The following is a 23,226-nucleotide window of genomic DNA, read 5'->3' on the forward strand; positions in this document are numbered from 1 at the left end:
GCAGAAGGTTCCTTCTAAATTGAACATGTTTATCCGGACTTCATCCAACATAACGTCCTCACTATCGACATAATTATAAGAGTGAGGATGGTTTTCTCTGAGAATATCACATTTGCCTACATTCTGAATAGAATAGTTTATGGGTTTAGGCCTGATCTGGGGCGATATGAGTATGTGAGAACGAGAGTATGGGTGAGATAAAAAAAGAAGCTTAGCTCTCATAGAAAAACTCCCAAAGGGGCTGATGGATACATGTGTGGTATTACAGGATGGATTGATTGGCGTCAAAGTTTAAAGAATGAAGACAAACAAATAAGAACTATGGCCGAGACGCTTAATCGTCGTGGACCAGATGACATGAATGTTTGGACGACAACACATGCGGCATTTGGGCACGCACGCTTAGTAGTAGTTGACCCGGAAAACGGAATTCAACCAATGAGTCGTACTCATAATGGAAAAACGTATACGGTTGTTTATAACGGAGAGTTATATAATACAGAGGATATTCGGAAGGAATTGCTAGCTAGAGGGCATGATTTTAAAGGACATTCAGATACGGAAGTTTTATTGAAATCGTATATTGAGTGGGGCTATCAATGTCTTGAGAAGTTTAATGGCATATTTGCTTTTGCAATTTGGAATGATCGAGATGAAAGTCTATTTATGGCTCGAGACCGTTTAGGAGTGAAACCACTTTTTTATACGGTTCGAAACGGGTGTATGCTATTTGGTTCTGAATTAAAAGCGTTGCTCGCCCACAGAGATATTGAACCTATTTTGAAATCAGAAGGTGTAGCTGAAATTATGGGATTAGCTCCATCAAGAACTCCTGGTCATGGTGTATTTGACGATATTCAAGAGCTAAGACCTGCTCATATGTTAATTTATGATCGTAACGGTGCTAAAATTAGCCGCTATTGGACGTTAAAAAGCAAAAAGCATGAACATACATTAGAGGAAACCGTTGAGAACGTACGCTACTTATTAGAAGATACAGTTGAAAGACAGTTGTTTGCAGATGTACCTGTAGGAATGTTTCTTTCTGGTGGAGTTGATTCAAGTGCGTTAACAGCGCTCGCGGCTAAAGTGTATCAAAAGCAAGGGAAAGGTCCAATTAAGAGTTACTCGATTGATTATGATGAGAATGATAAGTACTTTAAGGCGAATGATTTTCAACCGAATTCCGATGCTCCTTGGGTAAAGGTTGTTGCTGATGCACTCGGAACGGAGCACCATAATAAGATCATCTCCATTGATGAGCTTACCAATCGTTTAAAGGAAGCTGTCGATGTACGTGATTTACCAGGAATGGCTGATGTAGATTCTTCACTACTTTGGTTCTGTCATGAGATAAAGGGAGACGTTACGGTTGGATTATCAGGGGAATGTGCAGATGAAATCTTTGGTGGTTATCCATGGTTTCATAAGCCTGAGGTTATGAATTTCGATGGCTTTCCTTGGATGCGTTCGATTGAGGAGCGAGAAAATCTGTTAAGTGATAAGTGGAAACAAAAGATTGACTTGAAGCAATATGTATATGATCGCTATAAAGAAACGATAAAGGAGACTCCACGATTTGGTGGGGATAGTCCTGAAGAGGCTAGAAGAAGAGAAATTTCTTACTTGAACATTATTTGGTTTATGACGAATCTGTTAGATCGTAAAGACCGCATGAGTATGGGCGCAAGTCTTGAAGTCCGTGTTCCTTTCTCTGACCATCGTTTAGTGGAATATGTATGGAATATTCCTTGGGAGATGAAGCAACTAGAAGGAAGAGAAAAGGGGATTCTGCGAAAAGCATTAGAAGGACTTTTACCAGATGATGTTCTTTATCGTAAAAAAAGTCCATATCCGAAAACACATCATCCTAAATATACAGAGGCTGTTCAAAAAGGGATGCAAGATGTCTTATCACAAAAAGATGCGCCTATCTTTGAATTAATCAACAAAAGCGCTTTGCAAGAAATAGCTAAAACAGGTGGTTTACCTACTGGCCAGCCATATTTTGGTCAGCTGATGGCAGGTCCACAACTCCTTGCTCATTTCATTCAGATGGATTATTGGTTAAAGAAATACAATGTAAAAATAAAAGAGTAACCTTATGTTTAACCGAATGGGATAAAATTCTCAATTCGGTTTTTTTGCATGGTTAAAATAAATGTGATTGAAGGAAGGTGGGCATAGTAAGAATAGTTAATTTTTCTAGGGGGAATCACTAATGACAGAAAAACCGGCGCTATCATCATCTGAACTTGGTACGATTTGGTTAACGTATCAGCAAAAGACAATGTTACATCAAATGTTGGACTATTTTATTGAGAGGGCTACCGATTCAGAAGCAAAAGCGATCATGACGAATTTGCAAAAGGAAGTTAGGCAATACATCGATCAATTGACAAAGATCTTTGAACAAGATGGTACTGTGGTTCCGATGGGTTATACAAAATCAGATGTTCATATTAATGCACCAGCATTGTATGATCATGATTTTGATATTCTTTTTGTTAGAACAATGAAGTCCATCAGCGGTGGAATGCATGCTTTGAATTTAACGATGTCTTATAGAGAAGATATCATTAAGTTATATCAAGAGCTAACAATAATGACGCAAAAATACTATTCTCAATGTACAACGTTTCTATTGAAGCGGGGATCTTTAGTTAAACCGCCTCATATCACGATGCCAATAGAAGTTGAATTTGCTACTAATCAAGATTATCTAAAAGGAATCAAAATCATTGGCGACAAACGATCACTGAATGCTGTCGAAGTAGCTCATTTGTATAGTGCAATTGAGAATAATATCGTTGGGGCTAATTTGATGATGGGCTTTGCGCAAGCAGCTCAAAATGATGAAGTGAGAAAATACTTTGCTCGAGGAAAAAGTTTAGCGAAAAAATTGGTAAAAGATTTAACTCAAATTTTAGCTGAATCCGAAATCCCGGTTCCAGCGCTTGAGGGAGGAACGGTTACTTCGTCTGTTGCTCCACCTTTCTCAGATAAAATCATGATGTATTGTACTAGCTTGCTTTGCAGCTTCTCATTTGGTAGCAATTCGTTTGGAACGACATTTAGTTTGCGTAATGATATTCCACCAGTAGTAGCATTAGCGCTAAAAGACATTTTTGAATTTGCAAGTGACGGTGCTAAGATTATGGTGAAACATGGTTGGCTGGAAGAGCCTCCTCAAATGATTGACCGAAAGCAACTCATAAATAAGTAAGCTTGTCTGGCTAAATTGAAAGAGAGTTTTCAAGAGGTGCGCCTTTTGGAAACTCTCTTGTTTTAAAAGTGACATTCTATGTTGGATTGAACATAAATCGACTAAATGCATAAGGTATAACGAAGGTACTGGTGTGGCCGAACCAGTACTTCGCCCTAGGGATGTCGAAGGAGTGATTTGGTTAAATACTAAATCACTCCAAGTTACCCATCTTTGTAGGAAGGACTTTAGTAAGGGAATGACGAAAGCTAAAATACTTGAGTACATAGAACTGATGTAAAATTTCATGTAACATAAATGAAAGACCTTAATAAGCAAGGAGAGAATAACATGGATGAGCGGATCGTCATTGTTACTGGAGCTGGACAAGGGCTAGGGGCAGCTATTGCAAAAGAATTTGCTACAAATGGGGATATTGTTATTGTGGCAGATGTGAAGGAAGGGAAAGCGAGAGAGGTTGCAAATGATATTGTCAAAAATGGTGGAGAAGCTCATGCAATCCTTTGTGATGTGAAAAAGGAAGAACACATTGTAGAGCTTGTTAACCATGTTGAGTATCAATTTGGAAATATAGACATTCTTGTCAATAATGCAGGTATATCTCGGTTTAAACCTTTCTATGAGTTGACTGTAGAAGAATGGGATGAAGTACAACACACAAATGTCCGAAGTGCTTTTATCTTTTCAAAAGAAGTGGCAAAAGTAATGAGAAAGAAAAAATCTGGTTCTATCATTAACATTGCGTCTACACGTGCAAAAATGTCTGAAGCTGATTCTGAAGCATATGCAGCTTCCAAAGGAGCGATGTTAGCGTTGACTCATGCGCTGGCTGCCTCTTTGCAAAATGACTATATTCAGGTGAATGCAATTAGTCCAGGATGGATTCATACAGGCGTTCAAGAGGAACTTAGTGAACGCGATCATGAACAACATTTTTCAAAACGAGTGGGGAATCCAGGAGATATTGCAAGAGCTTGTTTATTTCTCGCCGATGAAAGAAATCAGTTTATTAATGGTGAAAACCTAGTCATTGACGGTGGTATGACAAGAAAAATGATTTATGAGTAATTTTGCAAATTATCTTCAATACGAGCATTAGAAAGGAGGACATTGAATTCAATGTCCTCCTTAGCTATTTTATTAAGAAGCTTTCTTCATTTGTGATTGATTTGGTGTAGACTGCGTATGGGCACGTTGTTTAAATGATGCATAGAAGAAGAAAACAGCTACAAGCAGATAGCCAATTGTAAAGTCTTGTGCAGCATTTATTGCTAATTCAGGTGCATGCATGAAGCCTATAAAAGATAGGAATGCTGCTATAAGTGAAAAGACAATTGCTTGTTTGAAGTTTTTATCGATGATTGCAACGGTCATCGCTCCTAATAAAATCGCTGTAAACATAGCACCTTGACCTAATGGTACGATCCCTGTAGAGATATTAGCAACAACTTCACCTGCTGCATTATTAAATCGAGTCATTACATAGTTGGCTAAATATGGAAGCATTGCAATCGCAACTGCAGGATAATACTTCTTCTCGTTTGATAAGAATGCAGTACCAACCATAGACATTCCGACAAAAACGAGTATTGGTGCTACAGCAGCTAATGGAATAATGGCAGAGAAAGCGGCAATTACACCAAATATAGCTGCTAACCCGAATACGATTGCGTTTAATATACTATAACCACGACCAGCTCCCATTTGCTTTGAACCAACTGTTGCAATGTAAACAGTTGTTGGAAAGAGACCTCCGAAGAAGGCGCCGATCATTGTTCCGACACCATCTACTGCTTGGCATTCTCGTACATCATAAGAATCTCCAGCAGCAGCCATAGCGTCGACATTATTCATTGTTTCAATTGCGTTATAAAGTGTAATTGGAATAAGAACAGCTAAAATACCTATAAGTCCACCGAACAAATAACTTAGCCCTTCAAAAGGAGCTAGAGTAGGTAATATCGGATAAAAACCAATGTGAGTTAATCCTTCTGTGATCTGACCTGAAGATTGATAGCCAAGAACAAAAGCTAAAACTGTACCAGCCAAAACAGCGAAAAGAGATGCAGGAATCTTAAAAGGCATAGAAATTTTCGCAACGATTCCTACTAAAATAATTGCTAAAGATACAAGACCAACTACTGGTATTGAGAAAGTATTAAAAAGCATTTCACCTGCAACAAATGTTAAGGCTACACCTGCTATTGCTCCTAGCATAGCAGCGCGAGGCAAGCGGTCACGAACCCAGTTTCCACTGAAACTTACTAACACTTCTACTAAACCACTTAGAAGTGCAGCTGCAACACCGATCTTCCACGCGAGTTCAGGGTCACCTGTTAAGGCATTGGCAGGGGCTAATACGCCAAATAAAAAGACAAACATGACAGGAGTACTTATTCCATATGACAATGCAGTTACATCTGATCTGCCTTCTTTTTGAGCTAACCGTTTTGCCATGTGAGCATAATAAAGGTTTCCGACCATAACAGCTACGGCAGCACCAGGAATCACTTTCCCGAAAACAATACTCGCTGGAAATCCCATTCCTGACATTGTGACAGCGATAATGACAAAGTTGGCTAAGTTATTTTGGAATAATGCGAAAAATGCATCAGTGTCACCTTTTTTATATAAAGGATAATGAATAGTCTTAGTCGTCATGATGTTCTCCCCTTATCTATTGTTCATTACTAATTCATCAACGAATGTAACTTTGCCATTTTCTAAAGAATGAATTCTTGCAAGTGATTCTACCCTATAACCAGATTTCTCTAATTGTTCGCGTCCATTTTGAAAAGATTTCTCAATAACAATACCGAGACCGGCAACTTTTGCTCCTGCTTGTTTTACGATATCAATTAAACCTAAAGCAGCTTGCCCGTTTGCTAGAAAATCATCAATAATTAATACGGTATCGTTAGAATCGATGAAATCCTTTGAAACTGTAATTTCATTCGTTTCTTGTTTAGTAAACGAGTACACTTTGCTAACATAAACATTTTCATTCATTGTTAAAGATTTCTTTTTTCTTGCAAAAATGAGCGAAGAATTTAATTGTGCTGCTGCCATATAGCTAGGCGCGATTCCGGAAGATTCAATAGTGAGAACCTTTGTAATTCCTTCATTTCGATATAATCGAGCAAATTCTTCCCCAACAGCTGTCATTAGGTTGACATCCACTTGGTGATTCAAGAATGTATCAACTTTAAGTACATCATTTGAAAGTACATTTCCTCTTTCTCGTATTGCTTGCTTTAATTGTTCCATTTTAAATAGCCCCCTCTTTTAACCAATAAAAAACCCGAATATCAAGGTACATAGATAACGAGTGACCTTGACATTCGGGTTTATGAATAGGATAAAACGAAATGTCATTCCATCACTCGTAGTCAAGCCATTTACGGTAGCTTGGTAGAAACTTTCGGGCCATATTCCCAATATTATACGAGTTGAATATTAAATTGTTTGGTTATAGGGGTAATTATAGATGAGATTTCAAAAAAAAGAAAGGTTTTTTTGTGAAAAACACGAACGAAATTATATTTTCTCTTTCGTTCATCCGTTTATTGTAGATTGTTTGAGGAAAAAGGGGGAGAGATAGATGAAGGGTGAGTTGAGTTTAAAAGATTCCGTATCATTAATTCTCTTCTAAGCAGGGTGAGAAACTCTTCATCCAATTGATAGTTAATTGAATGGTAGTATGTTTCTAATAAAAATTGATCATTTAATAATTGTAGCATAATTATCCTCCTTTCATAAGAGATAATGCTGATGCATTATGTATTTTACTTTATATAAGAGTTGGCAACAGGATTAATGTACGAAATTTTAACAAGTAATTTAAATATTTGTTTGTAGATCAGATTCGAGTAGAAAAGAATTTTATCAATAAAAGATCAAAATGAGAGGAGGTATAGCTCTGTTTGCTTAGGTGCTATTAGAAAAGCATTCTTAACTTCACTCATTGCTTAAAGGGCGTCTAAAAGGTCAAGAATAGACCTCTTTAGACACCCTTTTCAAATTTCAGTCATTAGCAAACGTAAGCTGCCCCAACAATGATTAACAAAATGAATAATACTACAATTAAAGTGAACCCTCCGTATGCATAACCCATTCTTACTCAGCTCCTTTCTTAAGAGTCTATATATCATATGTTTTTTTAAAAACGGTGGTTTGGGTAAAAGCGGAATTATCTTTGAAATTTGGTTGATTTTTTATCGTGTTTATTACCTTTTTAATCGGGTAAGGATAAGTGAGCCCTTTGATTGACAATGATATTCCTACCGTTTAAAATATAAACGTATATTTCAAACTTATATTAAGATTGTTACTGACCAAGATCAGGCAAGACTTAAAATCATGAGAGGGCTTTTCAGAAGTGCTTTCAGTTTTTAAGTCTTTTTTTTGATGTATTGAAGGTTTTTCATTTAAAAAAGTGTGAAAACTAGGTAGGGATTTGTTTTAACGACATCATCTAGCCTGTTTTGTAAAGGGAATTTGGAATTTAGAAAGGAAGTAATGGATAATGTTTAGAAAATTATTTGGTCTTGATAAGAAGGAAGCAGCACCTATACAACCAAAGGAAGAAGTGCTTCATGCGCCATTAACGGGTAAAACGGTTGCGATTGAAGAAGTGCCGGACCCAACATTTGCTCAGAAAATGATGGGAGATGGTTTTGCGATTGAACCGACGGAAGGAAAAGTCGTTTCTCCTGTCAGTGGAGAAATTATGCAAGTGTTTCCTACTAAACATGCGATCGGTATTAAAACAGAAGCGGAATTAGAAATTCTTATTCATATCGGCTTAGAAACAGTTGGGATGAATGGAGAAGGGTTTACGGCTCATATAAAAGAAGGGGACCGAGTCCAGGTTGGAGATTTACTTGTTGATTTTGATATCGATTTAGTGAGAGAGCGTGCAGCAAGTACAATAACACCAATCGTGATTACGAACATGGATCTTCTTGATAGTATTGATAAAGAGCTCAATATTGAAGTTACTGCGGGTGAAACTCCAGTATTAACGGCTAAATATAATCGTTAATACCGTTTAGAGGTTTGTCAGTGATGATGCTTAGGTGCTCAGCAGCTATGAGTTGCTGAGCTTTTTGTACAAATTCAGCCTCTTTTAATGTAAATGGTTGGGGGTCAAGGATATGCGAATTAACCGTGTATTAAATAATAATGTTGTCGTTGTAAAAGAAGGCGATGAAGAAATCATTGTGATGGGGTCTGGTATTGCTTTTGGAAAAAGAAAAAATGATATTATTTCAACCGATAAAATCGAAAAAGTATTTGTGATGAAGGATGAGAGGGAATATGAAAAGTTTACTCAAATCATCGACCAATTACCTGAAGCTCATATTATTTTAGCAGAAGAGATTATTACTCAAGCAGAAAATGAGTTGAAAACCAAGTTGAATGAACACATTCATGTAGCCTTAACTGATCACATTTCCTTTGCCATTGAACGATTTAAGCAAGGTTATCAAATTCACAATAAACTATTGAATGAAATTAGAGTATTATACTCAACAGAGTTTGAAATTGGACTTTGGGCCATAAGACATATTGAAAAGCAGATAGGAATCAGACTCCCTGAAGATGAAGCGGGCCATATCGCACTGCATCTTCATACAGCTAAAGTAAATTCAACTTCAATGAATCAAGCGATAAATACAACAGCTTTATTAAATGAATTAATTGAATTGATTGAAGAGAAACTTGACGTTAAAGTGGAGCAAGAATCAATCTCATATCAAAGATTACTAACACACTTAAACTTTGCCTTAAGGCGTGTAGCAGAGGGAGAGGCTTTCCAAGATGTAGATGAAGATATGCATCAGCTAGTGAAAGAGAAGCATCATATCGCTTATAATGTTGCAGTGGAATTAGCTAACTATCTGGCTGAAGTTCATCAATATGATCTACCGCCTTCAGAGCTCGTTTATTTAACTCTTCATATCCAAAGAATTCAGCGAACTAAAATAGACGAGGTGGGACAATGAAAGGAATTATTTGTTTAGGAGAGGCACTCATTGACTTTATCCCTTTAGATAAAGAGAATATCACTTATCAAAAGAGTCCTGGCGGTGCCCCTGCAAATGTTGCAGTAGGCTTAGCAAAGTTAGGGGCAAAGACAAGTTTTTTAGGGAAGGTCGGAGAAGACGTTCTAGGACATTTTCTTAAGGAAACGTTAGATGGTCATGGTGTAGATACAAATGAATTGTTCATGACAAATCAAGTAAGAACTGGTGTAGTGTTTGTCACCCTTGATCAATCAGGTGAGAGAAATTTCAGCTTTTATATTGATCCGAGTGCTGATCGCTTCTTAACAAAAGATGAGTTGAACCCTGCAATGTTTACAGAAAATCGAATCCTTCATTTTGGTTCGATCTCAATGATTAGTGAACCGAGTAAATCAGCTACAAAAGCAGCCGTTCAATTAGCAAAAGAAAATGGCTTAATTGTGTCTTATGATCCTAATTTAAGATTAAGTTTATGGCCTTCAGTAGAACAAGCAAAAGAGACAATTACTTCAATGGTAACTGAAGCAGATGTAGTAAAAATCTCAGAGGAAGAACTTGAATTCTTAACAGGAGAAACCGAATTAGATAAAGGTATTAATAAATTAGCAAGTTATCACATTCCTGTTTTACTTGTTACTCATGGTGGAGAAGGAAGTTACCTCCATGTAAATAATCAAACGATACATGTTCCTGCAATGAAGGTTGAAACGGTGGATACAACAGGTGCGGGTGATGCGTTCGTATCTGGAATTTTATATAACCTAAATGAATGTGACGAGAAAATTGAAAACTTAACAATTGATAGTTGGAAAGAAATTGTTAAGTTTGCTTCTGTATCAGGCGCCCTTGCAGCTTCAACACGTGGTGCTATGACCGCTTTACCTACGCTTGAAGAGGTAAAGAAATACTTGAGTTAATGAAAGCGATGCTCCTAGAGAGGGCATCGCTTTATTTACTAGTTAGAATTTTTTTAGAATAACAAATAAATGCATATAAATTTTTGTCGAAACAGAAGGGAGAAGGGGTGAGAATAAGTTGTATATTTTCTCAAAATATGTATAATTAATTTAAGAATTATGTGAATATTCCCACTAAACATCTTTAAGACTGAATAGAATTGGGTAAGAAAGGAGGGAAAAGTAAGAGAAGCACAATAGAAAAGGAAAAATTATCCGCTTAGTATTCGGAATATTCGAGAAATGGATAGGGTGATTGAAGATGGCTGAAACAAGGATAGAAACTTTTATAAACCATATGGCAAATCGCTATACTACAAGTTTTAATGTTTATCGTGATGAATCCATAGGGGCGATTCCTCTAAATTTCTATGCAGAGTTTCAGAGACGCGATGAGAAATATTTAATGACGAAAGCTATTAAAGTATGGGGGGTTGAAACACAGCAATATACGTTTGTAACTCATCAGACTGTTGTGACGAAGGAAACTCTTATGCATCTTGCTAAAGAAATTGACCGTCATATACCGTCTTTTGTTCCGAAGAAACAAGAGCATATGTCTACTTATTTTGTAGGTGTTATCGTGACAGATCAGTCAATTGAGAAAAAGGTGGAAAAACTAGTAAGGGGAATGAGAAAGATTAAATTCTTAAAGTATGGCTGGCACGGTTGGGCAGATCGTTATATTGCAGTTGTTAGTTTAAAAGATAGAGAAGTCTATATTCATAAAAAAGGGGAAGATTTTATAAGCACATTTAAGAATGCGCTTACAGAAGGGGGATGACGTGATGAATTTTATAACATTATTATTAATTTGTGGAGTTATTCTTTTATTAGCCTATCGTATATATGGAAAGTTCTTGGAAAATGAAATGAAGGTTGATCCAAGTCGACCAACACCTGCTAATGTAGTGAATGATGGTCAAGAGTATGTGCCTGCTAAAAAACCCGTTTTATTAGGACATCATTTCGCGACGATTGCAGGAGGAGGACCGATAACAGGACCAATTGCAGCTGTAGTATTTGGTTGGTTACCTGCTGTAATTTGGATTATTATTGGTAGTATATTTATTGGAGGAGTTCATGATTATACCTCACTGCAAGCTTCGATCAGACATAAAGCACGTTCAATCGGTGGAATTATAAAAGAATATATGGGTGGCAGAGGGCAGGTTCTCTTCTTAACGTTTTCGATTGCAACCCTTATTTTGGTAGTCGGTGTATTTATGATCCTAGTTGCTAACACATTCGTATCGGTACCTGAGGCAGCAACGGCATCGGTGTTATTTTTAGGAATTGCTATTATATTTGGTTTTCTAGTTAATCAACTTCGTATGAATCTTGTTATTGCTAGTATTGTAGGTGTTATTGCAATGCTTCTATCGATCTGGGTGGGGATTAATTTTCCGATACACTTAAGTGCAACAACTTGGTCCTTAATCTTACTTGGTTATGCATATGCTGCATCTGTTATGCCAGTATGGTTACTATTGCAGCCACGCGATTATTTAAATGCTTTTTTGTTGTATGGGATGATTATAGGCGCAGCAGTTGGGATTCTTATTGCTTCTCCGTCCATTCAGCTACCAGCATACACAGGATTTAGACATGAAACAATGGGCTTTTTGTTTCCTATTCTCTTTATTACTATTGCCTGTGGTGCGATATCGGGTTTCCATTCACTTGTCTCTTCTGGAACAACAGCAAAACAACTTGATAATGAGAAGAATGGTAAGTTTATTGCTTATGGAGGAATGTTGTTAGAGGCCTTTTTAGCCATTATTGCGATTGGTTCTGTAGCTTATCTAACTCAAGCTGATTTTGCTGCTAGGATGGATGCGTTAGGTGGTCCTATTGGAACGTTTTCTGCAGGGATTGGTTATTTTATGTCTCATTGGGGAATCCCGGAGGCAACAGCTGTAACATTTACAGCTTTAACAGCTTCTGCTTTCTTACTAACAACGCTTGATTCAGCGACTAGATTAATGCGTTATGCTGTACAAGAGATTACAGAAGATCGAGCTCCTAAAATGTTTCAAAATAGTCACGTTGCAACGGCAACGGGGTTAGTTGGAGCGGCTGCTTTAGCTTTATCTGGAACGTGGGAGCAAGTGTGGCCATTATTTGGTTCTGCTAATCAAATGCTAGGTGCACTAGCGCTACTGGCAGTTGCAGTTTGGCTAAAGAAGACAGGGGCAAGAACATTTTATGTCGTTATTCCAATGATTTTCATGTTCTTTGTCACTGTTGCAGCACTCGGGGTATTAATGTATAACAACTTCACAGCTGGGAATTACTTTTTATTTGGTTCAGCGTTTGTATTGTTTGTACTATGTATTTTCTTAGCGGTTGAAGGATGGAGATCTATGGCTGAAGACGATGCTGATACAACTGTGAAAATGTAAAAAAACCTATAACAAGCAGTGATATTATTCGCTGCTTGTTTAGCTTTATAAAGTTATATAAAAAACAATGACGATGCTCGCTCTGGTCTTCTGAAACCAGAACGACAATGGTCATTGTTTCAAGGAATATGAGAATGCTGTCTAAAAACTAAAACGAGGGAAGACGTAAGGACTATCTGGCTGTTCAACTACTTCAATCTCTGTTAATTGAACAAGTGGAATACGGTATTCATAGTAGTTAGTCTGATCAATAACTCCTGTTACTCGAACCCAAGTGTCGTTTTCCAATTGACTGGCTTCCTCTGCTTGAATCATGGTCCCATAGACGGATGCATCAGCGACACAACAAGTCATTCCAAAGCGAGCAACAACAAGTTGGTCATCTTCAAATTCAGGCTCACGATAGACAAAGCCAACAATCTCAATTGTTTTACCAATGAAATGTTCTAGTTGCAGGTCTAAAACAGTCATCATATCAAGGTAGTTTTCTTCCGTTACAATAATGTGGTCTTGGGCTAACAGTTCTTTAGTAAGTTCATCATAATACTGATTAAAGCCTTCTGTTGTATAAAATTCTTCAGCTGTCATATCTGTGTTGTGTTCTTCTGATTCATTGCTAGTACCAGCTTCGAGGCTTTCGTAGTAAGCATCTGGATCATTTAAAAATGCTTCGGCTCTTGAAGTGTCACCAGGCTGGCTTGTTTTGGGTTCGACGCTTGCTTGGTCTGCAACAATCCCTGAACCAAATTGAATTCCGCGATTTGCAGCTACAGAACTATCTAACAATTTATCTGGGAGCACAAAGCCAAGTACAATTGGCGTTACGAAAATAGAATAGATGACAAGTTTTGTTATGGATGACCCGTTAACGTTATGGTCGGTTCCGCAATCACAAAATTGTTCTTCCTCTTGTCCCTTTGACGTGCTCCGAATAATTTGTACGACACCAAGTAATAAGAAGACGACGGTTGCGAAATAAATAAAGGGCATCATTGTAGGTGCGATATAGTAAGTAATGTTACCAGTGATGATAAAAGCGAGCATCAATAAGGCAAAGCCAATTAGGATAATTCCACGAATGTAAGCATGAAATCCTAGATCTGAACTTTTCTCCATTATCATTCTCCTTCCATTAAATGATATTTATAAGCTGCAAGGTTACGACCGCTAAAAAGACGACTATTGTAACTACTCCAATGAAGTAAAGGACGAATTTAGCTTTAAAGAAAGCAAAAAGCATGATTGTATTTTTTAAGTCAATCATTGGTCCATATACTAAGAAGGCAATTAATGATCCGGTAGTGAATGTACTTCCAAATGAAGCAGCAACAAAGGCATCTGCTTCAGAACATAGAGATAGTAAGAAGGCAAAAGCCATCATAACCGCAGTTGAACTCCATTCATTACTTCCAATGGCCAGTAAGACACTACGATCTAAGAAAGTCTGGAATAACGCCGCAATAAATGCTCCTAAAATAAGAAACTTTCCCATTAAGAAAAATTCATCAGCCGCATGATAGAGTGTTTGTTTCAAACGATTCATTTTTCTTGGTGTAACCTTTGAGTCAATAACAATTTGTTGACCGACAAGCTCATCTTTTGTCCATTTTAATTGGTCACGATTTTTAAATATAGCATACAAAATGGCGCCAATAATGATTGATAGAATAAAAGCAAGTCCCATCCGTGCATACAGAACAGTTAAGTCTGTTCGAAAAGCAAAGAAGGTTGAGGCAGCAACAACTGGATTTAAGATTGGAGCTGCTACGAGAAAGACGACTCCAACATGAAGTGGCATTCCTTTTTTTATTAAACGACGTACAATCGGCACTATCGCACATTCACAAATAGGAAAAATCGCTCCTAAAACAGCAGCGGGTAAAAGAGCTGCATATGCATTTTTCGGTAAGTAACGATGGATGATCTCTTCTTTTACATAAATTTGAATGAGAGCTGAAACAAACACTCCTAATAATATAAACGGAATAGCTTCAATAACAATTCCTAGAAAAATTGTATTCACATTTAACCATGAATCGGGAACAGTGAATCCAGCCTGTTCATTTTTAAATGATTCAATGTTAAAGAACAGAAGTAAGAAAAACACTAGTAAGATGAATCCTAAAAAGTCTTTACTAAATGAAAGAATCTTTGACATTATCAATCTCCTTATCAAGCACTAAGAAATAATCCTTTTGCTATTTTAACACAGATAATGTGGAGAAAGTATGGACATTGCTATCTGTAATGTGATTGCAAACTATTGCCAAAAAGCCGGAAAAATCTGTTGTTTATATAGGCTAGCTTTTTTGGTTATTTGTCTGTTACACTACGAAAGGTATCTTAGATAGAAAGTAGGTGTTGGATATGCTACAAGCTTTAATTATTTTTGTCGCACAATTAATTTATGTTCCTGTTTTAACACTACGTACGATTACAATGGTGAAAGGAATGAAAGGAAAAGCCTCGGCGTTAGGTACACTTGAAGGGGTTATTTATGTTGTAGCAATAGCGATTGTTTTTAGTGATTTATCCAACTACTTAAATATGGCAGCTTACGCAATTGGTTTTGGTGTAGGCCTCTATATAGGGCAAATACTAGAACAGAAGCTGGCGATTGGTTATGTAACAATTGAAGTTAATATTATGAATAAAAATGAAGCTTTAACAGATCGTCTTCGTGAAGTTGGCTTTAGTGTATCGACAGCTGAAGTTGAAGGAATGAATGAAGCGAAAAGGTTTCGGCTAGATTGTACGGCAAGACGTGATCGCGAACAAGAGTTTATAAAAATTGTAAGTGAATACGAACCGAGTGCCTTTATTGTTTCATATGAACCACGAAACTTTAAAGGTGGATATATTACTAAAGCGATGAAAAAACGTAAAGAAAAATTTATGAAAAATAAAAAGAATGTTTCTTAATTAAAAAGCATTGACAATAGAACACTCTATTTTCAATGCTTTCTTTACGGAAAAACACAAATAAGAATGCTTCTGATTTGTGGCTGTTCTTATAATATGTTAACGTAACATGTAAAAGGAGGGGAAACGGTTGAATAAACAGATATCTGTTTTTATCTTGACGGGATTCTTAGGGAGTGGTAAGACAACGATCCTCAAGAAAATGTTGGTCCATGAAAAGGCAAAGGGCAGGAAGCCTGGAATCTTATTAAACGAACTTGGATCTGAAAATGTTGAAAAGGAATCTTTTGCAGATGAATCGATGATAGAACTCTTAAATGGGTGCATTTGTTGTACGATTCAAGACGATATGAGAACGGAGCTAACGACCTTCATAAAAAATGAAGAAAATATTGATACATTGATAATTGAAGGAACAGGCATAGCAAATCCTGAAGAGATTGTTGAAGCTCTTACACATCCAGATTTAATTGATCAAGTAGATATTCAATCAATTATTGGACTCGTTGATGCAAGCCGTTATTTGGAATATCAGAGTTTGTTTCAAAGTTCAAAAGAAATAAGAGTAATGCTGAAACAGCAATTAACAGCGAGCAGCTTAATTGTTGTTAATAAAATAGATTTACTAGATGAAAGAAAATTGAAAAAAGTAACAAATAAAATTGAACAAACAACGTCTGGATATACTCCATCAATTGTTTACACTTCTTTTGGAGAAGTAGAAACAGAAGTACTATTTAAAAAGCGGTTCATGACGGAGAACTTTGATCTAGTAAAGGACTCACCTAAGCAGCAAAATCATCACCACCATCATCATACTCATCCATTTCAGGCAATGAAACTATCTGGTTTTGGTAAGGTTAGCAAAAAAGACTTTACAGCTTGGTTAAAGAGCCAACAATTGTTGCGTGCAAAGGGGTATATTCGCTTTGAAGAAGATGATACAATCTATGCTTTTCAATATGCATCAAGACAGTTGGAAATCAAACCGATTGAATCTGCAACTTCTTGTCTAATTATAATTGGTACAGACCTGAATCAAGAAGAGTTAAAAAAGTCTTTTGAAAAGTTACAAGCAACTTAATTGATTGAACGATTTATTTGTTTAACAATAGAGAGGGTGAGGAACAATCTTATAAAAGGAGCTGTTTGATGTGAAAGTTCTTGTTATTGGTGCTAATGGACAAGTCGCAAGACATACGCTAAGCAAGTTAAAGGAAGAAGGTCATCAAGTGGTCGCGATGATTCGTGATTCCAGTCAAGCTGATGAACTAGTAAAATTAGGGGCGGATGAAACGGTTGTTGCTGATCTTGAAGCTTCATTTGATCATGCCTTTGATCATGTAGATGCGGTTATCTTTGCTGCTGGTTCTGGTGGGCATACAGGGGCGGATAAAACAATTCTCATTGATTTATGGGGTGCTATTAAAGCGATCGACACAGCAGAACGTATGGGCGTCAAGCGTTTCGTTATGCTAAGCTCAATGGGAACGGTTGACCCCGATAAGAGCGATCGTATTCGTCATTATTTAGTAGCGAAAAAATTAGCTGACGATCACCTGAAACGCTCAAATCTAACTTATACGATTGTTCGTCCTGGTAGTTTAACAAATGAACAGGCCGAACAAGTCATTAAATTAGAAGAAGAAATTCAAATTAGAGACAATGCGATTAAACGTGAAGATGTGGCGATTGTATTGGCGCGAGTCGTTAACCTTGAAAACACTTTTGGCAAGACCTTTGAGATTTTAAACGGAAAGACAACCATTAACGATGCTCTAGCTAGTATATAAAGATAAAGGTGACGGAAGTTCATTACTTTCGTTACCTTTTTTATTTTTATAAAGAAAATGCTCGTAAACAAAACATGTAAGGGTTCACATGATGATCTTATGGCATATATAGAAAAAAGGAAACTCTAATTTGGGTTTTTGCTCGGAGAGATTTTTGCTTTCGATTGATGGGGGAGGTAAAATGGATGCTGTTTTTGGTTTAGCTCAAGAGATGCTAGTGCTTTTAGCCATTGCATTGATTGGGTTGATAATGAGAAAAGGAAATGTACTGCCACGGGAAACTAACTTTGTGTTGACGCAAGTCATTTTATACATTACGTTGCCTTGTTTAATCATTTACTCAATGGATATTGAATTTTCGTTAGCGCTTTTAGTCGAATTCTCGTGGTTAATGGGAATGTCGTTATTTTCATTATGCTTAGGGTCAGTTATTGGGTATTTAATGAGAAAACGTTCTAAGTTGGAACAAGAACGTCAAGGGGTATATGAAGCAACCATTATTTTTGGTAATCAAGGCTTTATAGGGTATGCTATTGCATTCCTATTATTTGGTGAACTAGGGGTTCTATATGCAGCATTTTTTATGATCTTCTATCAATTTTATGTTTGGACGTATGTTATATACGTCGTTGCTAGAGTAGGACAAAAAATAACTTGGCAACAGCTAGTCCTTAATCCTGGTGTCTTGGCAACTACCGTTGGCTTTCTTGTTATGTTACTCCCGTTTCGTTTACCTGTAATGTTTTCTGATGTTCTAGCAGATATAGGTATGATGACACTTCCATTATCAATGATTTTAATTGGAAGCTTATTAGCCGCAATTGATTTCTCTTCGTTTAAAAAACTGATGAAAAATAAGTACATTTGGTATGCAACAGGTGCGAAGTTACTCTTGATTCCGTTTTTATTGACACCGTTTCTATGGCTACCGGTTTCAACAATTATTGTAGGTGTAGCTCTACTGGTGACTGCTACACCATCTGCACCAACTGTTTCCATGTATGCACAAAAATATGGAGGCGATGCGACTTTTTCTTCTGTGATTGTTGCAATAACTACTGTGCTATGCATAATCACCATTCCGCTTTTATACGCTTTAATCTTGTTTGTGCGGTGAAAGACAAAAATACCCTCAAATGATAGAAAAAGTCTATCGTTTGAGGGTGCATTATAACTTATAATTCAATAATTAAACTATTATCTAGAAAGAAATAGACGAAAATAGCTGCGACGAAGCAGTAAATGGCGAAATAAACAAGTTTACTCTTCTTAAGAAACTCAATAAGCCAAATAATTCCTAACCAAGAAAAGATAAATGTCGCAATAAAAGATACGAGTAAAGCGACGACTCCTACTTCAGCAACTAATGTTCCTTCTGTAAAATCACCAAGTGCTAACACACTAGAACCTAAGATCACTGGGATTGAAAGTAAAAATGAGTAACGAACAGCTGTTTCGCGACTTAATCCGGCAAATAATGCTGTTACAAGTGTTGCACCAGACCGAGAAATCCCAGGGATAACAGCTAATGTTTGACCTAATCCTACTAAGATTGAATCTTTAAAGGTCATGTCTCTTTCTGTACGCTTTCCATAACGAACAAAACGCTCAATAATAATTAAGAACAATCCAGTTACAGCTAATGCAATCGCAATGAAAGGTGGTGTTTTTAAAGAAGCGCCAATAAAACCTTCTAGGAGCATTCCAAGTACACCTGTAATTCCCGTTGCAACAATAATATAGACACCGAAGTAGAACTGCGTACGGTTGTAACTTGAACGATTCGTGAAATAATTAAAAAATCCTCTAATGACTTCAATTAAATCTTTCCTGAAATAAATCATGACAGCTAGAATAGAAGCAAAATGTAAATATATTTCAAATCCGAACCCTGGGAATTGGTAGCCTAATAGAATTTGTGTTATGACGATATGGGCAGTACTTGAGATAGGCAAAAATTCCGTTATACCTTGTACAATTCCAAATATTAATGCTTCAATGATTGACATAAATCATAAACCGTCCTTTCTATACTAAGGAAAACTCTAGAAAAATTATACTGATTCATTCTACCAAAATAACCTGTCATAGAAAAGAGTATTATTCGTGTCTTGCTTGCGTTTTTCAGATTTTCATACATATAATTGTGATAAGATGTTGTGAATATGGAGGAAAATGATATGAAACGAACTACAACCATGCTTGTGTTGGCTGTAGCGATTGTTCTTGTTATTGGAATTATCTTTTTTCAAGAACGCAAGCAAATTGGTAATGAACCTGGTATGATTGCTGAAAATTTTACCTTACCAATGCATAATCAAGCGGCGAGTGAGCTCAATGACTATCAAGGTGATGTAATTATACTCAATATGTGGGCTTCTTGGTGTGAACCATGTCGTGATGAAATGCCAGATTTAATGGATTTACAAGCAGATTTTCAGAATGAAGGCTTAACGATTTTGACAGTAAACATGCAAACATTTGAACGAACTTTAAATGATGCACCTAACTTTATTGATGAATTAGAAATTTCATTACCCGTCTTCTTTGATGAAAAAGGGCTTGTCGCAGAGCGCTACAACATAATTGGTATGCCAACGACTTATATTATCGGAAGAGATGGAACAATTGAGCATTTGATTCGCGGAGAAGTACATTATGAAGGGTTGGAAGCGTTAATCGAACCATTGCTCTAAATGCCTTCTTCTAACGAAATGAATAATCGCCTTCTACTTATGGCTAAACTAACAGTATACAATGATATCCAGTTAGTGAAGGCGTGAGACGATGTATAAACAATTACAAGCGAATGTTCTAGCTATTCAGTTTGAAGATCGTAACATTCAAAAGTTATTGACTACGACAGGGGCAAAGCGTGCGATTCTTTACAAGCAATTAACCCCACGTGTAGATGTTGGAGCAAATATCCTTATCAATGTTACAGCTACAGAACTCAATCTTGGCACTGGCGGCTGGGATATTGTATGTGGGGTGGATCCGGGCGTTGATTGGCAAACTGATGAGAATAATGGTCACATAATGAAAGGCCGCTATACCCCATTTCAACATAGTGTGTTAGCGATTGAGTCTCAGGAGAGTCAATATCACGATCAATTTACAAAGCCGTTTTCCCTTCAAGGAAGCAAAGTTTGGCTTGCGGAATTACACAGCATGGTTCCGCTTTTTTATTTTGTGTCCCAACAAATAAAAAGGGATAGTAAATGCTGTGTTATTTTTGATGACCAAGCAGCCCTAGCTTTATCAATAAGTGATCAACTTCGAAGTCTTCATCAAGAAGAGAGATTTTACTCAATTTCTGTTGGTCAAGCTTTTGGAGGTCAATTTGAAGCTACTACAATCGCCTCTGCCTTACAGTATGCCAAATTAATACTAGATGCTGACTTTATTCTTATTTCAGTCGGTCCTGGTGTTGTTGGAACTGGAACTCGCTTTGGTTTTTCTGGAATGATTATGTCTCATTGGTCCCATACAGTTAGTGCTCTTGAAGGCATACCTATATGGATTCCTAGATTATCACTTGCAGACTCGAGAGACCGTCATCAAGGGCTTAGTCATCATACGCTAACTCCACTTTGTCAATTTACTTTTAAAAGAGCAATTCTACCAATTCCCTTTTTAGATGAAGAGCAGCGCGATAGAATCGAAGGTCAACTGAATCAATATAGGCCGTTTCAAGCCGAACACGATATTTATTTTGCAGAGGAAGACCTTGTCTCTGAGCTCATAACAGATGCATTAGCAAAAGCAACGTTGCCAATTCAAACAATGGGACGTAAGTATGAAGACGATCCACTGTTTTTCTCTGCTGTCGCGGAAGCAATACGTTTTGCAGAAGGATGATTTTGTACCGCATGAACCCAATCTTCAACTAAATGATAAGATTTTTGCGCTTGTTTTAATTTAGCTTTGATTTCCCATGCCTTACCAGCCATAATAACTCCTTGATTATGAACGTAGATTTTCATATATGCTCGTCCTTTCATTCTAGTCGTATGCTACACTTCTATGAGAGGAAATGGAAAAAAAGAACAAGTTTAGTCAGAGGAGGAGAAAATGAAACATTTAATTGAAAAAACGATAAAAACAACAGACGTCTTTAAAGGTCGAGTGATCGACTTACAAGTAGAAGAAGTAGAACTGCCGAATGGAAAAACTAGCACAAGAGAAGTGATTAAGCACCCTGGTGCCGTTGCTGTGATCCCTGTAACGAGAGAAGGCAAATTAGTTCTTGTAAGACAATATAGAAAAGCTTTGAATAAGGTGATTGTTGAGATTCCTGCAGGAAAGTTAGAACAAGGAGAAAATCCACTAGATTGTGCTAAACGAGAACTAGAGGAGGAAACAGGGTATAACACAAATCAGTTACATTTTTTGCTTTCATTTTACACATCACCAGGATTTGCAGATGAAATCATTTACTTATATCTAGCAGAAGAACTAGGAGAAGGAACGAGTCAAACAGACGAAGATGAATTCCTTGACGTTTTAGAAGTGACTTTAGATGAAGCGGAAAAGATGATTAAACAAGAAATCATTCATGATGCTAAAACAGTGTATGCGGTTCAATACTTAAAAATGAAAGAGTTGAGTAAAGGATGGTAGAGTTACGAGAGTATGTCGCTGATTTACATATCCATATTGGACGAACGCGTTTAGGAGCAGCAGTTAAAATAACTGCTGCTTCTTCATTAACCTTAAAATCTATTATTCAGTATGCTTCAAATGTGAAAGGAGTCAATTTTATTGGTGTAATTGACTGCCATGTAGTTGAAGTAATGAATGAAATTGAAGAAGACATTAAATTGGGGAAAGCTCTTCAATTAGAAGAAGGAGGGATCGCATATCAAGGGGTGACGCTATTGCTCGGTTCAGAAATTGAACTATATGATGAGAACTGTCAAGGGCCAATTCATATACTTGCCTTTATGCCAACTCTTAAGTCAATGAGTGAGTTTAGTTTATGGATGGCAAAACGAATGAAAAACCCTACCCTTAGCTCTCAAAGGATTTATGAAAATGCACAAGTGTTACAAAGAAAAGTAAGAGAGTTAGGAGGGTTGTTTATACCAGCCCATGCTTTCACTCCTTTTAAAAGTTTGTATGGAAAAGGAGTAAGGGAAAGTTTAACGGAAGTTTTTGATCCGAAGCTCATTGATGCAATTGAACTTGGATTAAGCAGTGATACGAATATGGCTGACCAAATTAAAGAAATTCATCAATATCCTTATTTAACAAATTCTGATGCCCATTCTTTAGAGAAAATAGCAAGGGAATATCAAATCATAAAACTAAGGGAGCCTTCGTTTCATGAAATTCAGTTAGCGCTTAAGAAGAAAGATGGAAGAAAAATTATGGCTAATTATGGGTTGAATCCATTATTAGGAAAATATTATCAAACAATATGTGCCAGATGTGCGACACAGACAACATTGGCAGTTTGTCCTGCTTGTGGCGCAAACAGTAAAATAAAAGGTGTATCAGATCGCTTAATGGAACTGGCGTCGGTCACATCAAAACAAATAGATAGACCTCCATATGTACATCAAGTTCCGCTTGAGTTCATACCGAAGCTAGGGAAGAAAACACTGGAAAAGCTCAGGAATCATTTTGGTACAGATATGAACATTATTCATCATGTAGAAGAAAGCCAATTACGACAAGTCGTTCCTGAAGCAATAGCCGCTTCCATTATCGCAGCTAGATATGGGAAGCTTTCTATTAAAGCTGGTGGAGGGGGGCTTATGGGAAAGTAGAATGAAAAGTATGAATTTTTGTTCTTCATCACAATTTGATAGTGCTAAAAGAACCTTCATTTGAATCTAGAGAAGTTCACTGTCATAGATTTTTAGCTTGTCTCATAGAGTGAAATAAGAG

Annotated in this window: 24 protein-coding genes and 1 riboswitch; of the genes, 16 read left to right on the forward strand and 8 right to left on the reverse strand. The window is 37.0% G+C overall.

What is annotated here, in order from left to right:
* The first annotated feature begins 252 nt into the window (after positions 1–252).
* The 3 genes from asnB to BkAM31D_RS05650 all read left to right on the forward strand — a co-directional run bounded on the left by asnB (position 253) and on the right by BkAM31D_RS05650 (position 4,294).
* Positions 253–2,100, forward strand: coding sequence for an asparagine synthase (glutamine-hydrolyzing) (gene asnB, locus BkAM31D_RS05640; protein ID WP_066153959.1), 1,848 nt, complete (start codon positions 253–255; stop codon positions 2,098–2,100).
* A 121-nt stretch (positions 2,101–2,221) separates the two neighbouring features.
* Positions 2,222–3,226: a DUF3231 family protein gene (locus tag BkAM31D_RS05645; RefSeq protein WP_066153962.1), complete on the forward strand. Its 1,005-nt coding sequence runs from the start codon at positions 2,222–2,224 to the stop codon at positions 3,224–3,226.
* Between the two features lie 330 nt (positions 3,227–3,556).
* Positions 3,557–4,294: an SDR family NAD(P)-dependent oxidoreductase gene (locus BkAM31D_RS05650; protein WP_066153966.1), complete on the forward strand. Its 738-nt coding sequence runs from the start codon at positions 3,557–3,559 to the stop codon at positions 4,292–4,294.
* A 72-nt stretch (positions 4,295–4,366) separates the two neighbouring features.
* Here BkAM31D_RS05650 and BkAM31D_RS05655 read toward each other — a convergent pair whose 3' ends face one another.
* From BkAM31D_RS05655 to BkAM31D_RS05670, 4 genes are all read right to left on the reverse strand, one after another.
* A complete protein-coding gene (locus tag BkAM31D_RS05655; RefSeq protein ID WP_066153969.1) occupies positions 4,367–5,887 on the reverse strand; it encodes a SulP family inorganic anion transporter in 1,521 nt (506 codons plus the stop codon).
* 12 nt (positions 5,888–5,899) lie between these two features.
* Positions 5,900–6,493: a xanthine phosphoribosyltransferase gene (locus BkAM31D_RS05660; RefSeq protein ID WP_066153972.1), complete on the reverse strand. Its 594-nt coding sequence runs from the start codon at positions 6,491–6,493 to the stop codon at positions 5,900–5,902.
* Between the two features lie 99 nt (positions 6,494–6,592).
* A riboswitch (purine riboswitch) is annotated at positions 6,593–6,694 on the reverse strand.
* Positions 6,695–6,789: 95 nt separating this feature from the next.
* Positions 6,790–6,966, reverse strand: coding sequence for a sporulation histidine kinase inhibitor Sda (gene sda / locus BkAM31D_RS05665; RefSeq protein WP_084372170.1), 177 nt, complete (start codon positions 6,964–6,966; stop codon positions 6,790–6,792).
* Positions 6,967–7,256: 290 nt separating this feature from the next.
* Positions 7,257–7,340 (reverse strand): YjcZ family sporulation protein, encoded by an 84-nt coding sequence (locus BkAM31D_RS05670; RefSeq protein WP_066153975.1) that lies wholly within the window; start codon positions 7,338–7,340, stop codon positions 7,257–7,259.
* A 411-nt stretch (positions 7,341–7,751) separates the two neighbouring features.
* Between BkAM31D_RS05670 and BkAM31D_RS05675 the strand changes: the two genes are divergently transcribed.
* From BkAM31D_RS05675 to BkAM31D_RS05695, 5 genes are all read left to right on the forward strand, one after another.
* A complete protein-coding gene (locus BkAM31D_RS05675) occupies positions 7,752–8,270 on the forward strand; it encodes a PTS sugar transporter subunit IIA (RefSeq protein WP_066153977.1) in 519 nt (172 codons plus the stop codon).
* Positions 8,271–8,382: 112 nt separating this feature from the next.
* Positions 8,383–9,234 carry a PRD domain-containing protein gene (locus BkAM31D_RS05680; RefSeq protein ID WP_066153980.1) on the forward strand — a complete coding sequence of 284 codons (852 nt, stop codon included), beginning with the start codon at positions 8,383–8,385 and terminating at the stop codon, positions 9,232–9,234.
* Positions 9,231–10,172, forward strand: a complete 942-nt coding sequence (locus BkAM31D_RS05685) for a carbohydrate kinase family protein (RefSeq protein ID WP_066153984.1) — start codon at positions 9,231–9,233, stop codon at positions 10,170–10,172. Before BkAM31D_RS05680 ends, BkAM31D_RS05685 begins: the two co-directional genes overlap by 4 nt.
* Before the next feature lie 301 nt (positions 10,173–10,473).
* A complete protein-coding gene (locus BkAM31D_RS05690; protein ID WP_066153989.1) occupies positions 10,474–10,995 on the forward strand; it encodes a DUF8052 family protein in 522 nt (173 codons plus the stop codon).
* Positions 10,996–10,999: 4 nt separating this feature from the next.
* Positions 11,000–12,616 carry a carbon starvation CstA family protein gene (locus tag BkAM31D_RS05695; protein WP_066153992.1) on the forward strand — a complete coding sequence of 539 codons (1,617 nt, stop codon included), beginning with the start codon at positions 11,000–11,002 and terminating at the stop codon, positions 12,614–12,616.
* Positions 12,617–12,757: 141 nt separating this feature from the next.
* On the opposite strand, the gene BkAM31D_RS05700 is transcribed toward BkAM31D_RS05695, so the two are convergent.
* Positions 12,758–13,732, reverse strand: a complete 975-nt coding sequence (locus tag BkAM31D_RS05700) for a TIGR03943 family putative permease subunit (protein ID WP_066153995.1) — start codon at positions 13,730–13,732, stop codon at positions 12,758–12,760.
* Between the two features lie 16 nt (positions 13,733–13,748).
* Positions 13,749–14,774 carry a permease gene (locus BkAM31D_RS05705; RefSeq protein ID WP_066153999.1) on the reverse strand — a complete coding sequence of 342 codons (1,026 nt, stop codon included), beginning with the start codon at positions 14,772–14,774 and terminating at the stop codon, positions 13,749–13,751.
* A 209-nt stretch (positions 14,775–14,983) separates the two neighbouring features.
* On the opposite strand from BkAM31D_RS05705, the gene BkAM31D_RS05710 reads away from it, so the two are divergent.
* From BkAM31D_RS05710 to BkAM31D_RS05725, 4 genes are all read left to right on the forward strand, one after another.
* On the forward strand, positions 14,984–15,538 hold the full coding sequence (locus BkAM31D_RS05710; RefSeq protein ID WP_066154002.1) for a DUF2179 domain-containing protein: 555 nt from the start codon (positions 14,984–14,986) through the stop codon (positions 15,536–15,538).
* 130 nt (positions 15,539–15,668) lie between these two features.
* A complete protein-coding gene (locus BkAM31D_RS05715; RefSeq protein ID WP_066154005.1) occupies positions 15,669–16,622 on the forward strand; it encodes a CobW family GTP-binding protein in 954 nt (317 codons plus the stop codon).
* A 70-nt stretch (positions 16,623–16,692) separates the two neighbouring features.
* Positions 16,693–17,331, forward strand: coding sequence for an SDR family oxidoreductase (locus BkAM31D_RS05720; RefSeq protein WP_066154008.1), 639 nt, complete (start codon positions 16,693–16,695; stop codon positions 17,329–17,331).
* 181 nt (positions 17,332–17,512) lie between these two features.
* On the forward strand, positions 17,513–18,448 hold the full coding sequence (locus tag BkAM31D_RS05725; RefSeq protein ID WP_066154011.1) for an AEC family transporter: 936 nt from the start codon (positions 17,513–17,515) through the stop codon (positions 18,446–18,448).
* 58 nt (positions 18,449–18,506) lie between these two features.
* Here BkAM31D_RS05725 and BkAM31D_RS05730 read toward each other — a convergent pair whose 3' ends face one another.
* Positions 18,507–19,340 carry an undecaprenyl-diphosphate phosphatase gene (locus BkAM31D_RS05730; protein ID WP_066154014.1) on the reverse strand — a complete coding sequence of 278 codons (834 nt, stop codon included), beginning with the start codon at positions 19,338–19,340 and terminating at the stop codon, positions 18,507–18,509.
* A 171-nt stretch (positions 19,341–19,511) separates the two neighbouring features.
* Between BkAM31D_RS05730 and BkAM31D_RS05735 the strand changes: the two genes are divergently transcribed.
* Together BkAM31D_RS05735 and BkAM31D_RS05740 are read left to right on the forward strand one after the other, a co-directional pair.
* Positions 19,512–20,027 carry a TlpA disulfide reductase family protein gene (locus BkAM31D_RS05735; RefSeq protein ID WP_066154017.1) on the forward strand — a complete coding sequence of 172 codons (516 nt, stop codon included), beginning with the start codon at positions 19,512–19,514 and terminating at the stop codon, positions 20,025–20,027.
* 91 nt (positions 20,028–20,118) lie between these two features.
* A complete protein-coding gene (locus tag BkAM31D_RS05740) occupies positions 20,119–21,192 on the forward strand; it encodes a DUF3866 family protein (protein ID WP_066154020.1) in 1,074 nt (357 codons plus the stop codon).
* Here BkAM31D_RS05740 and mciZ read toward each other — a convergent pair.
* Positions 21,111–21,335 carry a Z-ring formation inhibitor MciZ gene (gene mciZ, locus BkAM31D_RS24805; protein WP_369692313.1) on the reverse strand — a complete coding sequence of 75 codons (225 nt, stop codon included), beginning with the start codon at positions 21,333–21,335 and terminating at the stop codon, positions 21,111–21,113. The two genes, BkAM31D_RS05740 and mciZ, sit on opposite strands and share 82 nt — an antisense overlap.
* 70 nt (positions 21,336–21,405) lie before the next feature.
* Here mciZ and BkAM31D_RS05750 point away from each other — a divergent pair, with 70 nt between their 5' ends.
* Together BkAM31D_RS05750 and BkAM31D_RS05755 are read left to right on the forward strand one after the other, a co-directional pair.
* Entirely contained in the window at positions 21,406–21,954 is a 549-nt protein-coding gene (locus BkAM31D_RS05750) for an NUDIX hydrolase (protein WP_066154023.1), read from the forward strand.
* Positions 21,948–23,105 carry an endonuclease Q family protein gene (locus tag BkAM31D_RS05755; RefSeq protein WP_085449743.1) on the forward strand — a complete coding sequence of 386 codons (1,158 nt, stop codon included), beginning with the start codon at positions 21,948–21,950 and terminating at the stop codon, positions 23,103–23,105. Before BkAM31D_RS05750 ends, BkAM31D_RS05755 begins: the two co-directional genes overlap by 7 nt.
* Positions 23,106–23,226 lie beyond the last annotated feature (121 nt).

The sequence above is a fragment of the Halalkalibacter krulwichiae genome (genome assembly GCF_002109385.1).
GTDB lineage: Bacteria > Bacillota > Bacilli > Bacillales > Bacillaceae_D > Halalkalibacter > Halalkalibacter krulwichiae.

Coding starts and splice junctions, on each gene's coding strand:
- asnB (WP_066153959.1), top strand. CDS start 253: ATGTGTGGTATTACAGGATGGATTGATTGGCGTCAAAGTTTAAAGAAT.
- BkAM31D_RS05645 (WP_066153962.1), top strand. CDS start 2,222: ATGACAGAAAAACCGGCGCTATCATCATCTGAACTTGGTACGATTTGG.
- BkAM31D_RS05650 (WP_066153966.1), top strand. CDS start 3,557: ATGGATGAGCGGATCGTCATTGTTACTGGAGCTGGACAAGGGCTAGGG.
- BkAM31D_RS05655 (WP_066153969.1), bottom strand. CDS start 5,887: ATGACGACTAAGACTATTCATTATCCTTTATATAAAAAAGGTGACACT.
- BkAM31D_RS05660 (WP_066153972.1), bottom strand. CDS start 6,493: ATGGAACAATTAAAGCAAGCAATACGAGAAAGAGGAAATGTACTTTCA.
- sda (WP_084372170.1), bottom strand. CDS start 6,966: ATGCTACAATTATTAAATGATCAATTTTTATTAGAAACATACTACCAT.
- BkAM31D_RS05670 (WP_066153975.1), bottom strand. CDS start 7,340: ATGGGTTATGCATACGGAGGGTTCACTTTAATTGTAGTATTATTCATT.
- BkAM31D_RS05675 (WP_066153977.1), top strand. CDS start 7,752: ATGTTTAGAAAATTATTTGGTCTTGATAAGAAGGAAGCAGCACCTATA.
- BkAM31D_RS05680 (WP_066153980.1), top strand. CDS start 8,383: ATGCGAATTAACCGTGTATTAAATAATAATGTTGTCGTTGTAAAAGAA.
- BkAM31D_RS05685 (WP_066153984.1), top strand. CDS start 9,231: ATGAAAGGAATTATTTGTTTAGGAGAGGCACTCATTGACTTTATCCCT.
- BkAM31D_RS05690 (WP_066153989.1), top strand. CDS start 10,474: ATGGCTGAAACAAGGATAGAAACTTTTATAAACCATATGGCAAATCGC.
- BkAM31D_RS05695 (WP_066153992.1), top strand. CDS start 11,000: ATGAATTTTATAACATTATTATTAATTTGTGGAGTTATTCTTTTATTA.
- BkAM31D_RS05700 (WP_066153995.1), bottom strand. CDS start 13,732: ATGGAGAAAAGTTCAGATCTAGGATTTCATGCTTACATTCGTGGAATT.
- BkAM31D_RS05705 (WP_066153999.1), bottom strand. CDS start 14,774: ATGTCAAAGATTCTTTCATTTAGTAAAGACTTTTTAGGATTCATCTTA.
- BkAM31D_RS05710 (WP_066154002.1), top strand. CDS start 14,984: ATGCTACAAGCTTTAATTATTTTTGTCGCACAATTAATTTATGTTCCT.
- BkAM31D_RS05725 (WP_066154011.1), top strand. CDS start 17,513: ATGGATGCTGTTTTTGGTTTAGCTCAAGAGATGCTAGTGCTTTTAGCC.
- BkAM31D_RS05730 (WP_066154014.1), bottom strand. CDS start 19,340: ATGTCAATCATTGAAGCATTAATATTTGGAATTGTACAAGGTATAACG.
- BkAM31D_RS05735 (WP_066154017.1), top strand. CDS start 19,512: ATGAAACGAACTACAACCATGCTTGTGTTGGCTGTAGCGATTGTTCTT.
- BkAM31D_RS05740 (WP_066154020.1), top strand. CDS start 20,119: ATGTATAAACAATTACAAGCGAATGTTCTAGCTATTCAGTTTGAAGAT.
- mciZ (WP_369692313.1), bottom strand. CDS start 21,335: ATGAAAGGACGAGCATATATGAAAATCTACGTTCATAATCAAGGAGTT.
- BkAM31D_RS05750 (WP_066154023.1), top strand. CDS start 21,406: ATGAAACATTTAATTGAAAAAACGATAAAAACAACAGACGTCTTTAAA.
- BkAM31D_RS05755 (WP_085449743.1), top strand. CDS start 21,948: ATGGTAGAGTTACGAGAGTATGTCGCTGATTTACATATCCATATTGGA.